Source organism: Candidatus Edwardsbacteria bacterium RifOxyA12_full_54_48 (genome assembly GCA_001777915.1).
Classification (GTDB): domain Bacteria; phylum Edwardsbacteria; class AC1; order AC1; family EtOH8; genus UBA2226.
The window spans coordinates 323,133-336,192 of the sequence record MFFN01000006.1; the positions used below are offsets into that span (position 1 = coordinate 323,133).

12 protein-coding genes are annotated in these 13,060 nt (G+C 51.9%); all 12 read right to left on the bottom strand.

Translation table 11 applies throughout. From position 1 onward, the window contains the following. Nucleotides 1–4: 4 nt before the first annotated feature. Nucleotides 5–850, bottom strand: coding sequence for a hypothetical protein (locus A2273_01285; protein ID OGF06866.1), 846 nt, complete (start codon nt 848–850; stop codon nt 5–7). 61 nt (nt 851–911) lie between these two features. Next, nucleotides 912–1,625: a dolichyl-phosphate beta-D-mannosyltransferase gene (locus tag A2273_01290; GenBank protein ID OGF06867.1), complete on the bottom strand. Its 714-nt coding sequence runs from the start codon at nt 1,623–1,625 to the stop codon at nt 912–914. After that, nucleotides 1,622–3,700 carry a hypothetical protein gene (locus A2273_01295; GenBank protein OGF06868.1) on the bottom strand — a complete coding sequence of 693 codons (2,079 nt, stop codon included), beginning with the start codon at nt 3,698–3,700 and terminating at the stop codon, nt 1,622–1,624. The genes A2273_01290 and A2273_01295 overlap by 4 nt, the downstream gene beginning before the upstream one ends. Nucleotides 3,701–4,041: 341 nt before the next feature. After that, entirely contained in the window at nt 4,042–4,962 is a 921-nt protein-coding gene (locus A2273_01300; protein ID OGF06869.1) for a hypothetical protein, read from the bottom strand. Between the two features lie 11 nt (nt 4,963–4,973). After that, nucleotides 4,974–5,627: a hypothetical protein gene (locus A2273_01305; GenBank protein ID OGF06870.1), complete on the bottom strand. Its 654-nt coding sequence runs from the start codon at nt 5,625–5,627 to the stop codon at nt 4,974–4,976. Nucleotides 5,628–5,732: 105 nt separating this feature from the next. Continuing rightward, entirely contained in the window at nt 5,733–7,634 is a 1,902-nt protein-coding gene (locus tag A2273_01310; GenBank protein ID OGF06871.1) for a hypothetical protein, read from the bottom strand. A gap of 94 nt (nt 7,635–7,728) precedes the next feature. Beyond that, on the bottom strand, nt 7,729–8,802 hold the full coding sequence (locus tag A2273_01315; protein OGF06872.1) for a hypothetical protein: 1,074 nt from the start codon (nt 8,800–8,802) through the stop codon (nt 7,729–7,731). Between the two features lie 71 nt (nt 8,803–8,873). After that, nucleotides 8,874–9,851: a hypothetical protein gene (locus A2273_01320; protein ID OGF06873.1), complete on the bottom strand. Its 978-nt coding sequence runs from the start codon at nt 9,849–9,851 to the stop codon at nt 8,874–8,876. Beyond that, on the bottom strand, nt 9,848–10,186 hold the full coding sequence (locus A2273_01325) for a hypothetical protein (protein ID OGF06874.1): 339 nt from the start codon (nt 10,184–10,186) through the stop codon (nt 9,848–9,850). The genes A2273_01320 and A2273_01325 overlap by 4 nt, the downstream gene beginning before the upstream one ends. A 91-nt stretch (nt 10,187–10,277) precedes the next feature. After that, a complete protein-coding gene (locus A2273_01330) occupies nt 10,278–10,580 on the bottom strand; it encodes a hypothetical protein (protein OGF06875.1) in 303 nt (100 codons plus the stop codon). Nucleotides 10,581–10,598: 18 nt separating this feature from the next. Continuing rightward, entirely contained in the window at nt 10,599–12,620 is a 2,022-nt protein-coding gene (locus A2273_01335; protein ID OGF06876.1) for a hypothetical protein, read from the bottom strand. After that, nucleotides 12,617–13,060: a hypothetical protein gene (locus A2273_01340; protein OGF06877.1), complete on the bottom strand. Its 444-nt coding sequence runs from the start codon at nt 13,058–13,060 to the stop codon at nt 12,617–12,619. Before A2273_01340 ends, A2273_01335 begins: the two co-directional genes overlap by 4 nt.

Consider the following 13,060-nt stretch of genomic DNA (forward strand, 5'->3'; position numbering starts at 1 on the left):
TTTCTTAATCAAAAAGTTTATGTAGGGACAGCCCGGCCTTCAGATAGGCCCTCTGAATGAAGGACGGATCATAATGTTTACCGAAATAATAATATAACGATCGGCGGTGCTCCTCGGCCATTTTTCGTTTTTCCTGTTCGGTGCTCTTCCCCCAGTAATGGATCAGCTCGGCCCGCGGCACCACCCAGCTCTCCCAGCCCTTCAGATGTGCCCGGTAGCACAGGTCGGTATCCTCCAGGTACATGAATATATTTTCGTCGAACGGACCGACATCGTCAAGCATCTCCCTGCGCATTATCATGCAGACCCCGCCCAGGGCCTCCACTCTGCGGGGCTGGTCCAGAGAGATGTCCTGCTGCAGGTATTTTTTAGAACCCGGGTTGTCCGCCCAGAGTGACGATAAAGGGGATTTTCGGGCAAAAAGAATATTGCCGTAAGTGGGAAATCTTCGGAATGTCGGCTGAAGAGTCCCATCTTCATTCAGAACCTTGGGGCCGGCCAGTCCCGCCTTCGGGGTGTGATCCATGAATTCTATCAAAGATTGAAACAGGCCCTTTCTTATGACCGTATCGGGATTGAGGATCATCAGGTAACGCCCGGAGGAAACAGCCATCCCCTGATTGCAGGCCCGCCCAAAACCGCGATTATCGGGGTTCTTGATCAATTTGACATCGGGGAAACCTGCCGATATTGCTTCAGCGCTGCCGTCGCTGGAGGCGTTGTCCACAACGATCAGTTCCAGCCCCTTGTCCGGCCAGGGCCACTGGGAGCGGACCGATTGCAGGCACTGTTTCAGCAGCTCCCGGACGTTCCGGTTGACTATTATTACGCTCAGTTCGATCATTTTCATCCCTAAAGAAAATAGAGACGAATGTTTCCGTCTCTAAAATATTGTCTAAAAGCTGTGCTGGTTATAAGCGGCCCAACAGGCGAATCAGCTGCAGGCGCCATACCATCCAGACCGCCTCGTAGATGATCTTCCGGGACATCTTGGACTGCCCCACTTTGCGCTCCTCGAAGATGATGGGCACCTCCACCACCTTGAATTTCTTGTAATAGGCGTTGAAATGCATCTCTATCTGGAAGGCATAACCGTTGGATTTTATCCGGTCCAGGTTGATGGCCTCCAGCACCCGGCGGCGGTAGCATTTGAATCCGCTGGTCAGGTCCCGCACCGGCACCCCGGTAATGATCCGGGCGTATATGTTGGCGAAGTAGGACAGCAGCAGCCTCTTAAGGGGCCAGTTGACCACGTTCACCCCGTTCAGGTAGCGGGAGCCGATCACCAGATCGTATTCCTTGATCTTCTCCAGGAAGACCGCCAGGGTCTTGGGCGGGTGGGAGAAGTCGGCGTCCATCTCGCAGACCAGATCGCATTTGTGCTCCAGCGCCCACTTGAAACCGGTGACGTAGGCGGTGCCCAGGCCCATCTTGCCCGGCCGGTGGATCGCCTGGACCCTGGGGTTTCGGGCCGCGATATCATCGACGATCTGGCCGGTGCCGTCCGGCGAATTGTCGTCAATGATCAGCACGCTGATGATCGGATCGATCGACAATATCTGCTCGATGATCGGGGTGATGTTACCTTTTTCGTTGTAGGTCGGAATGATCACCAGACAATTCATTTCTTTCTCCCAATGATCGCCAATGCTGTTATCCCGGAAAGGATCATTATAGCAGAAATTATGCTGATTGTTAACCCTAATATGAAATATTTCGAATGGTATTTGAATTCAATCCGGTGCCTTCCCGCCGGGACCGGGACCGCCCGAAAGGTGTAATTGGCCCGGAAAACCCTGGCCGGAGACCCGTCGATGAAGGCCTGCCAGGCCGGGTAGTGGTTGTCGCTGAAGACCAGGATGCCGGGCTTGTCGGCCTCGGCGGTCATCAGCACTTGATTGGGCTGGTAGGAATCGATGACCACCTGGCCGGCCACATTTTCCGAGGGAATAAAATCAGCCGGATCCTCCTCCAATATGACCGATTTCGAGGGGTCGAAATCCGGTTGTTTCATCCGGTCCAGAATGCCGTCGCCCTGGGCAATATTTTCATAACGACCCACTATCCAGGCCCGGGGGAGGACGGCCTGATTTTTGAATATCTTCACCCGTCCGTTATAACAGGAATCGGCCAGCACGAAGCTGGGATGGTTCACCGGCTGCTGCATCAGCAGATATTTTACGTTGAGGATGTTGAGAAATGCCGGCGCCTGGAAGAGATTGTGGAAGTCGGGAAGCAGCCTTTTGGGATCGGTGCCCACGAATTCGCCGTACCGTTTCAGGGGGTTGGGATGCTCCCCCCCCACCGTCTGCACCCCGAACAGCGAGAGGTAGTTGCCCTGCTGGTGAACCTGCAGGGGCCAGGTCCGGTGGATGCCGGCGTCTTTCTCCAGGGTCCGGACCACCTCATCCTTGGCGAAATATTCCTCCGGCCCGGCTACGATCTTGATGAATTTGGCATCAACCCGCCATAGCTCGAGGAAGATCAACAACGCAATTGCAATTGACCACCACCTGAAGGGCAGTCGTTTTCTGGTCAGCAGCACCGTAAGGATGGCGCCGGCAGCCAGGAAGGCGTAGGCGATCCAGAAGCCCCCGACCATCTCGGGAAAGCCCTGCCACAGGGCCTGGGCGCCCCATCCCTTGGCGGCAAATGCGGAGAGCAGGGAGGTCATTCCATCCTTGGCCGCAGAGAACATGATGCCGAAAAGCAACACCATTCCCAGGGCGACCAACAGCCCATTATGCATTTTCTCCTTATACTCCCCGTTAATCAGGGACTGAATGCCCATTGCCATCAGGACCACGGTGGCAAAGGAAAACACATTGAATATCATGGCCGGACTGCGGAATTTGGCCATGCCCGGTACAAGATAATAGATCAGGTAATACAGCGGAGTGAATCCGCCAAAAGCAACAATTAAGGCAAAGCCCCCCAGGCCCAGGAAGAATATCTTCAATTTCTTTCTTCTGCTGTATAACAATCCCAGCAGGGCCAGCAAGAACGGAATGACCCCGAGGAATTCGGTATGAAGTTTAAGGTCCCTCCTGCCCCAATACCAATGGGTCGGTCCCTGCTCGGAGTTCTTGTCTATCATGCCGGAGAACTCCGGCCAGACGATATTGACTATCTCCTCCGGCGGCATGGAATATGAGGTGGCGAATTGGTATCCCTTGTCCTGTCCCCGGGGGGAGAATTTCAGGTAATGGTTCAAGGGAATGGCCTGCACGGCATACAGGGAAAAACCAAAACCAAGGATTATCGCACCCCTGATCAGGCCGGACGATAAAACTTTTTTCAACGGCAGGCCGTTCTGGTGCCTGGAGTACAATCTTGCCACAGCAAAGAAGAACCCGGTGATCAGCAGGTAATAGGTCATCTGGACGTGGGGGGAAAGCAGTGCCAAACCTATCACCAGCGCCGAGCATAGCGACCACAGCAGCCATTTCTTCCAGACATCCGACTCTATCGATCTGTAGATGAACAGCAGCAGCCAGGGCAGCAGACTGGATACGATGATCTTCCCGTCGTGGCCGGCATATATCAGGCTGACCATGGCCCCGGTGAACATATAGGCGATGCCGGACAGGAATGAGGCCGTGCCGGAGAACCTGAGGCTGCGCAGGAATAGGTAGGTCCCGAACCCGGCCAGGCAGACATGGATGAAATAGTTCCAGGCTGTCATCTGATGGGCCGGCATAAAAAATCTTAAAATCAGCGACGTTGGATAAAAAAGATCTCCCGCCACAGCATCCACATAAGGCAAGCCACCAAAAACATCGGGGTACCATAGCGGAAATTGGTGCAAATTGTTTATGACATGAGCGGCAAAACTACGGCTCATAAAAGCACCGGCTACGAAATCGGTGCCAAAAACCATAAAATTGGATAAAAGACCCTTGCCGAACAGTACTCCGGCAAATATTGTCATTATCAATAATGCCGTCCAGGGTTTATCAAATATATCGCTATAATGAATGTCTTTGGGTGTTTCTTTTATAGCGTCTTTTAATTGTTTTTTCTTCATAGTGGTTTACTTTATTATTGTTTTCTAAATTTCAATCCAATAAGAGCCATAATTATCTCGAACAGGGTCATCCACAATCTTGCCAGAGCGGAAAGAATAATAGCAATCGGTAGCGGCATATAAAACTTAGAAAGAACCGTCAAGGCCCCTTCCCGTACGCCAAGCCCTCCAGGCGCAATAAAGCTTAAGAAACCCACCGCCCAAGAACCGTTGTATATGCCGATGATATCGGGAAGCAACCGATACTCGATGCTATAGAAAGATCGTATCAACAAGAAGAACGCGCCTCCCTGAATGATAGCGGATATGGCGAACAAGCAAAAAGCCTTGAAAAGGTGGGCTTGTTTTATTTCAAGCTTGATCTCCTTTTTCAAGAACCTGCTGGCCAGCCATTTTAAAGAGATTGGCAAAAGTGGTGAAAAAAACACTGCCAGGGCAAAAGGGATCGGAATCAGCAGATACCATATCCAAAAAGGCAGGCCGTGTTTTATTAGAAACGGCAAGCTGAAGCAAAAGGCGGTCAGAGAACCTAATAACAGGGCCGTCATTTCCAAGATCATTGCCGTACCGCTGATCTTCTCTGAAATCCCTTCGGCTTTGCATAAATAAACCCTTCCACCTATCGACCAGATGTGCCCTGGTATATATTTTGCCAAATAAGAGCCGGTTATAACCCACCAGGACTTGCGAAATCCCATACCGCCGCCCAGAGCCTTTAAGATATGCTGCCAGGCTATTACCGAGCAGAAAAAGGAGCCGGCCAGCCCGACAAAAGAAAGAAGGACAAGAATATAGTTAAGTTTTATTTTATCAAAAGGGATATCATTCCAAGTAAAATATAGTTTCCGACTCAGGTAAATTATGATTATTGAGACCAAAAGCAAGCCTATTGCTTTTGACAGAAATCTTAATGTCTTTTTTTCTATTAACATCATACGTCGTACAATTATTTACTTGATCTCGGCTCAGCCACGACCAGTATATCATAACAAAACCCCGGGCGTTTGGAAAAATATCTTTGCAGGGCTCTGATTGGAATAAAGCCCAGCTTCCCTCTAACATGGATGATGTTGAAATATTTGTCACAGATCTCCATCAGTTCCGTCAGAGATAATTCCGTATAATGTGTCGGATCAGGGGACTTCCCGCCGAACCAGGACCAAAGCTGGACGACATACTTATAAACCACCTTATTGGGCGTTGTCAGGACCAGCCGTCCGTTGGGCTTAAGAATCCTGATGAATTCTCTTAACGCCTCCTCCTGGGCCTGTTTGTTTGGCAGATGCTCCAGGACCTCAACGAATAATATCGTATCAAAAGAATTATCCTTAAATGGCAGGACCAATGCGTCACATTCAGCCAGCCTTCGATTGATCGATTTTATTTTTTTTAATCTTGTATGCGACAGGTCCGCTGAAATGACGTTTAAGCCTTTTTTAATTAAGGGAATGCTAAATGCTCCATCACCGCTGCCCAGATCAAGGATATCACCGGCAGCATAAGATAGAATATCTCCAACCCAGTCTGAATACTTCGAAGCATTATATTCCCTGGATTGTGCTTCGCTTTCTATCAACTCTTTTCTTGCATCAACGGACATATTCACCTAATATCATAATCGTTTGCAATAATATCATAATACAACAACTTACGTCAATAAAAAAGGCATGCCGCAAAAGCATGCCTTTTTCACTCATAACTGACCTTATTTTATGAATGGTATTGTTTTTGTGTATGTTTTATTGGCAATGCTCATTCTGCAAATATAAATTCCCGCAGATACTTTGTTTTGCCCAGCGTTTATCCCCTCCCATTTTATTGCATGGCTACCGGCTGGTTTAACTTCATCACATATTAATTTTATCAACCGCCCCGTGATATTATAAATGGCAATTTTGACTTTTTGGCTGCTATTAAGATTGTATTTTATATTTGCTCCTTTAAAATTGGGCAGCAAATTAAATTCTATCCTGTCATTATTGTTGTTAAATAAACCTGAGATACCCGAAGCCAAGGTGTAATCTATCGACACTTCTTCTATAACCGGTGATTCAAAATATTTATTTGCAGTGGATGTCAGCTTATATTGTACATATTTGGAATTAGGAATGCTGGTCTTGGCTCCCTTTGCAGCAACATCCATCCACATCGACCAGCTTCCGTCTTCCGGATCGGTTGTATTCCCGGATCTTAGTGAAACTGACAAACCGGTGCTGTCTGGTGCTTGGGCTGTCCAATTTACACTTCCCCATTCATAAATATTCAGGCCGTCACCGAATACCGAAGACCCGTATATCTCGGTATCGCCTTTATTGTGAACATTGCCATTATCTTTTGTGGAAATATGGCCATAGGAAGAAGGAAGGGAATCGTAACTTAGATACCCTGTTTTAGAAACACCGTGAAAAATGTAACTCCATCCCCCGTAACTGTTGGTGATCAAAACGTCATTGACGCTATTATTTGATATTTTTCCCACCAGTGCGCCATGGGCCCCGTTGGTGGGAAGTTCGGTTCGAGAGGTAAAATTTGGCCCCCAATAAACATATGAATTGATCTTGTGCGACACATCGTTATACCAATTGGCAAAGATTATATCGTTATCGCCATCCCGGTCAAGATCTACGATCGTGTTCCCAATGGCAGAATGGGTTTCAAGCTCTTTTCGCGGCCTGGTTTTAAATCCTGTGGCACTTCCCCAATAAATATAAGAATTGATATTGTAGGTTGATCCATTATGGTGATTACTGAATACTATGTCGAGCCAGCCGTCCTTGTCAACATCACCGATAGAAACACAGTATGTGCCGTATGTTTCCAGCGAGTCCTTGGAATTATTATTATAAAATATGGAATCCTGTATTTTCTGGCCATAATAGATGTACGACGGAATACTGAATGTAAACCCACCTGCTGGGGGGTAACTACCCTGTTTATTTGGAACCACAATATCCAAAATGCCATCTTTATTCAAATCTGCCACAGCTATATCAGATGAACTAAAACCGCCAAGGGTTGTTCTGTTAAAACTCCGCCGGTTGTGTTTATTGCCCCAAAATATATACACCTCCGTGTTATACATGCTCGAAACCAGAAGATCAAGCGCACCGTCATGATTCAAATCAGCCAGGCAGTTGCCGTGCCCGCCAGAGGTCTGAAGCAACGTTGTGTCGCCGTTTGTAAAACCATTCTTACTTCCCCAGTAAATTGTAGAAAAGCTCCCGTAAAAATTACTTATCAATATATCAAGATTGCCATCCCTGTCAATGTCGTCAATGGAATTTCCCGTTGAACCATTGGATGGAAGATATTGGCAGCTATCGCTGGAATAGGTCCAGTCATGTTTTCCCCAATAGATGTAAGTACTGGAACCCTCAAGGTTACAGATCACCAGATCCGCCCTTCCATCCTTATTGAGGTCATAAAGAGCACCCGGGGCAGTTTTAATACACCCGCTGTCGGATCCGTCGGTGGAGGTGAAAACATTGGCGTTGAAGTCGCCGTCGGCGAAATCGGCCTGGCTGGCCTCACGCCAGGTTCCGGCCCATGCATTGTGACCGGCTACAAATAAACAGGCCATAATGATGACCACCGCTATCTTTTTCATTGTTTTGCTCCAAGCATTATTTTTCAGAGTATGACCATTTATACTAGAAATATACTCCTAATAATATCCTGTGTCAAGAAAAAAATAAATATTTTTATCCGAAGACTTTTTTATAAACCGCCAAGGTCTCTTCCGCGGTATTGCCCCAGCTGAACCTTTTGGCCCGGGACAGTCCCTTTTGGGTCAATTTCCCAGACAACTGGCCGTTCTCCAGAACCTCCAGAATCTTGTTCTTCAGCGATTCCTGGTCGGTGGGATCGATCATTATCCCGGCACCCCCGGCCACTTCGGGCAGGGAGGTGGTGTTGGAGGTTATCACCGGGCAGCCCGAGGCCATGGCTTCCAGCACCGGCAGGCCGAATCCCTCGTATAACGAAGGAAAGGCCAGGATATCCGAGGCGGCGTAATAAAACGGCAGATCGTCACCTGGGATATTATCCCTGACCAGGACCCTGCCGGAAAGGTCATTCGATGACAGGTAGACCTGATCCGATTTCGATATCCGCCCCACCTTTATCAGGACGACGTCCTTTCGGACCTTTGCCAGTTGACGGAAGGCCTTCAATACCGTGATGAAATTTTTCCGGGGGGCAGGGGTCCCGACATGAAGTATTATCCTGTCGTCTACCGCCAGGCCCAGTTTCTGCCGGCATTCTGCCTTGTCCCGGGGATGGTATTCCGGGGAGACCCCCAGCATGACGGGCGTGATCTTATCCGGATCTATCCGGTAGATCCTGACCAGGTCATCCTTGGTAGCCTGGGAGATGGAGATGATGTGGTCGGCTTTTTTTAGGCCCGAATATAATATCCGGCGCCAGTATTTTTCCAGGAGCGAGTCCGGCATTATAAGCGGGATCAGGTCCAGGCAGGTTATTATCCGTCTTTTGCCGGGCTTGAGGAAGGATAGGTTCTGGCTGAGGATATGGATGTTTTCGCCGTGGGCATAGGCCCGGCTGCAATTTTTCCAGAAAAGAGGCCTGGCGGCCGATTTAGCTGCCTTAAGTCTGCTGTCCAGGCCGTTTTTGCCGTAAAAATCACAGGAGCCGCCCTGGTAATTATAATGGACAAATCTTATGCCGGGCTGGCCCTTTAAGGCCCGGTGCAGATTCCAGGCATATACCCCGGCTCCGCTGTGTTCCGGTTGATCGTTGATGAGGTCTACATTCATGCGACCCGATCTTCCCTTGTTAAGTTTAAATAAAAAACGGGCGGTCAAAGCCGCCCCGTGATCAGGACCTTCTAGATCTCCAGCGACAGATCCAGCCTCATGGGATGGCCCAGACCGGGGAAAGGCGTATAGGCATAGTCTATGGAATATTTTTTGTATCTGATGCCGAAGCCGGCGCCCAGGCCGGCAAAGTCGTCCAGATCCGACCCGTTCTGGATGTTCCCCAGGCTCCCGTTGTATCCCAGCCTGAGGGACAGATGTTTCATAAAGTTCAGCTCCGTGCCGAAATTCATTTTAAAGGGATTGTCGACGGCCTTGTTGCCGGCCAGCAAAATGACCAGCCGGTCGGAGAATGGCCGGTACTCCATTCCGGCCCGCACCGTCAAAGGCATCTTCTCCTTGGTGGCGACGAAAGCCTTGGCCGCCATTCCGAGGTTGTTGACCGACAACCCCAGTTTCAGGCTGGTTCCGTAGTTCCGTTTCTTTTTGGCCATAAAAATCTTTTGAGCCACCGTGGCCGGGTCCAGCTGATAGATGCAGCCCAGGTCGACCGCCCCGCCGGCCGCCGAATAATCCAGGGTCTGGTCGTAGATGCCCTTGAGGCTGGCGCCGGCGTAAATATCCTTAAGCAGCTCCCGGCCATAACTGGCCTGGAGGACAAAGGACGAGTAGCTAAAATCCCCCAGCCCCGCTCCGGTGGGATCTAAAAGAGTGGTCTGTTTGATATCTCCGCTGTTCAGGTAGGACAATGACAGTCCGGCGGTGGATCTCTCCTTTAGGGGATGTATATAAGTGACATTGCCGATCTGGATATCGGCAATATAGTTGACATATCCGGCCGAGATCTTTTTGGCATTGCAGTAGGGCAGGGCCCCCGGATTGTACAAAATGCATGAGGCGTCCCCACCCATGGCCACGGTGGCCTCGCCCAGTGAGGCCGGCAGGGCCTTGACCGGCACCCGCAGGAAAGAGAACCCGCTGTCCTCGGCCCGGACCGGCAGGGCGGCGGCCAAAATAAAGCCCGTCAATATGATGATCTTTTTGATCATTCCTTGATATCCCCCTGGTTATTGGGCGACAAGAAGAACACCTTCTGCCAGCGGTCGTCCGAATCGATGATCTGGCTGTTGTCGAAATTGAACGACGGGCGGGCCAGCACCGAGGCAAACTCCTGGCGGTGCATCCACAGCCAGTCCTGAACCTCCTCGTGCTCCAGGTTGTTCAAAAAATGCACGAACTCCTCCAGGGCAAACCCGCTCTGAGACCGGCTCTCGAACCAGGCCTCGATCTCGGAACTGTCCAGGCTGGACAGCAGTTCGAACAGATCGCCCCAGTCCTTCTCCAAACCGATGGTATTTCTACTATAGCTTTTGAAATAGGTCATTATATCCTCAATGGTGTGAATGATTCCGGTCTAATGTTACCCGAAAAGCAGCCGATTGTCAACCTAACCGTAATCCAATATAAATGAGGCTTTATTGCCGGGATACGGTATTAAGCCCTTTCTTGCTGTTGTGGCGGGGATGTTTGGCCACGGCTCCTATGGCGTTGACCAGCGCGGCAATGACCTGCACCTTCAACTGTGAGGTGGACATGTTGACCATGGTATGTATATGCCCCCCCTCGCTGGCAACATAGTGGGATGGGAGCTTATTAAGGGCAAAGGCCATGATATCCAGCTGACAGGTGCGGCAGTGGCAAAGGTCGCCCCGGGCCAGCAATACATTTTTCAGCTCCTCTTTTACCAGCTTTTCGGTATAATTGGTGAGCTTTGCCATCGGTCTCTCCTTTTGTTTTTATTTGGCCCGGCCCAGCAGGGCGGCCCCTATCTGGCTGGCATGAAAATTTATCCGTTCGAAATCGCTCAGCAGGTCCAGATGCATGGTGCTGGTCTCCCGGGATTCCTTGAATCCCGCCTGCAGCCTTCCCAAGTGCTTTTTGTAAAGCTCCTTTTTCAGCGCCAGCACCTGATCCTTGCGGTTATGGGCATTTCTGGCCAGCTCCAAGTCGCCGGAGGCCAGGGCCCCTATGGCCAGGTCCAGGGTGGCCAGGGTTTCCCGGTAGAGCGATCTGATCTCATCCAGCCCTCCCTCGGAAAAGGCCAGATGCTGTTCGATCTTCTTGGCGGCATGTCCCATGATGTTCTTGCTGATGACATCGCCGATATTCTCGATATCATTGACGATATACAGCAGCTCCACCCCGCGGCTGGACTGGTCGCCGGAGAGGTCCTCCTGGGTTATCTTCACCACGAAGGGGGTTATGGCCTCCTCCAGCAGGTCCACCTTGTCGTCGTCGGCCACCAGCTGGTTTCTCAGGCAGATGTCGTTCTTCTCCAGAACCTCACAGGAGCGGACCAGCATATCCCTGACCAGGTCGGCCATTCTCAGCAACTCCTGGGATACTTGGCCGATGGCCAGCGAGGGCGTCTCCAGAGCCCGGTCGTCAAGATATTTTGGGGCAAATGTTTTTTGCTCGGGGGAGACCATCGGGATCATCTGGTTGAGGAATTTTCCGAAGGGCTTAAGCCAGGGCAGAAAAAGCAGCGAGGCCAGGACGTTGAAAATGGTGTGGGCATTGGCTATCTGCCTGGCGGCATCGCCCCCGAACCTCTGGACCAAGGCTATAAAAGGAGCGATGAAGATCAGGGCTGCGATCCCGGCCAGGACCTTGAAGATGGTGTGGCCCCAGGCCACCTTGATCGATTCCTGATTGCCGCCCCAGGCCGCCATCAGTGCCGCTCCGCAGGTGCCGATGTTGGCCCCGATGATTATGGGCATGGCGGCCGGCAGGGCTATCAGGTCCTGAAAGGCCAGGGTCAGCATTATCCCGATGGTGACGGCCGAGGACCTCACCAGCAGGGTGAACATCACCCCGATCAGCACCCCCAGCAGCGGGAGGGAGCCCATCCCGGCGAACAGGGCCAGGAACCAGGGCATGGATTTCAGGGGCAGCAGCGAATCGGCGGTCAGCTTCATGCCGAAGAAAATAAGGCCGAAGCCGAACACTATCTGGGGATAATATCTCCAGGGTCGCTTTCCGGCTATCATCATGGCCAGGAATCCCGCCACCACCAGGGCCAGGCAGTAGTCGGACAGTTTGAAGGCGATCAGCTGGACGGTGATGGTGGTCCCGATATCGGCCCCCAGGATCACCCCCAGCACCTGGCTTAAGGATACCAGTCCGGCGTTGGTCAGGGACACCAGCATCACGGTGGTGGCGGTGGATGATTGAACGATGGCCGTCACCAGTATCCCCACCCCCAGGCCCTTAAAGCGGTTGTCGGTCAGGCTCCACAGCATCTGCTTCAGCTTGGTGCCGGCGGCCTTCTGCAGACCCCGGGAGCAGAATCTGATGCCGAACATAAAGAGCACCAGGCCGCCGACGGCCCCCAGCAATGATATCAGCCACCAGTGGTTCTGGTAGGAGTTGAAAGAAAAGGTGACCGCCTTTTTGGGGTTGGCGGCCAGGTGCGCCTGAACGTAGATGGTCTCCAGCTGCTTATGGGGAATGATCCGGGAGATGGCATTGCCCTTGAGGTCGGAGGCCGCCGTATCGGGTTCCAGCTGGGCGGTGCCCTCCCCCACCGGAACGAAGACCACCCTGGCCCCGGCCACCGGCCGGCCCCGGGCATCGGTGATCTGCACCACCAGGGGATGGCCGGCCGGCTTCCCGATGGTCACCGCCTGGCGGTCGCCGGAGACATCCCTGCCCAGAGCGTCCACCGCCTTGCTGATGCGGTGGTTGGCCCCCCACAGCGGCATTGAAAAAAGCGATGCCGCCAGGCCCAACAGCAGTATTTTTGGGATCCGGCTCACTCGGCCAGGTTGACCTCTATCACAAAGATCCCTTTATATCCCAGGGCCTTGGCCCGGCTCTTGAGATTATCGGCGTCCTGGCGGGTAAGGTTGTTTCCCACCTGGACCTTGTAATAGGGCTCGGCCTCGGAGACGTAGACCTGTTGGTCGCCGAACTTCCACCGGGCGTCCTCGGCCACCTTGCGGGCGTTCTCCAGGGTGGACGAGGCGAATATCTGGACCCTCCAGCCCCAGACGCTCTGGACCGCCCCCTTGCTGCCAACATACTGGCTCCCCGGGGCCTCCGGGGCCGGAGGGGCCGGGGTGACCTCGGTGAACGGCTCCTTGGCCGGCTCCTGGACAACCGGCTCCTTGACCGGCTCCGGCACCGCCGGTTTTTGGGCGGAGCATCCCGCCAGAGCCGCCAGGATCAGGACAATTGATAAATGTTTGATCTTCAT

What these genes read in the sequence shown, in the direction of transcription:
- A2273_01285 (OGF06866.1), bottom strand. Translation starts at nt 850, where the DNA reads ATGAAAATGATCGAACTGAGCGTAATAATAGTCAACCGGAACGTCCGG.
- A2273_01290 (OGF06867.1), bottom strand. Translation starts at nt 1,625, where the DNA reads ATGAATTGTCTGGTGATCATTCCGACCTACAACGAAAAAGGTAACATC.
- A2273_01295 (OGF06868.1), bottom strand. Translation starts at nt 3,700, where the DNA reads ATGCCGGCCCATCAGATGACAGCCTGGAACTATTTCATCCATGTCTGC.
- A2273_01300 (OGF06869.1), bottom strand. Translation starts at nt 4,962, where the DNA reads ATGATGTTAATAGAAAAAAAGACATTAAGATTTCTGTCAAAAGCAATA.
- A2273_01305 (OGF06870.1), bottom strand. Translation starts at nt 5,627, where the DNA reads ATGTCCGTTGATGCAAGAAAAGAGTTGATAGAAAGCGAAGCACAATCC.
- A2273_01310 (OGF06871.1), bottom strand. Translation starts at nt 7,634, where the DNA reads ATGAAAAAGATAGCGGTGGTCATCATTATGGCCTGTTTATTTGTAGCC.
- A2273_01315 (OGF06872.1), bottom strand. Translation starts at nt 8,802, where the DNA reads ATGAATGTAGACCTCATCAACGATCAACCGGAACACAGCGGAGCCGGG.
- A2273_01320 (OGF06873.1), bottom strand. Translation starts at nt 9,851, where the DNA reads ATGATCAAAAAGATCATCATATTGACGGGCTTTATTTTGGCCGCCGCC.
- A2273_01325 (OGF06874.1), bottom strand. Translation starts at nt 10,186, where the DNA reads ATGACCTATTTCAAAAGCTATAGTAGAAATACCATCGGTTTGGAGAAG.
- A2273_01330 (OGF06875.1), bottom strand. Translation starts at nt 10,580, where the DNA reads ATGGCAAAGCTCACCAATTATACCGAAAAGCTGGTAAAAGAGGAGCTG.
- A2273_01340 (OGF06877.1), bottom strand. Translation starts at nt 13,060, where the DNA reads ATGAAGATCAAACATTTATCAATTGTCCTGATCCTGGCGGCTCTGGCG.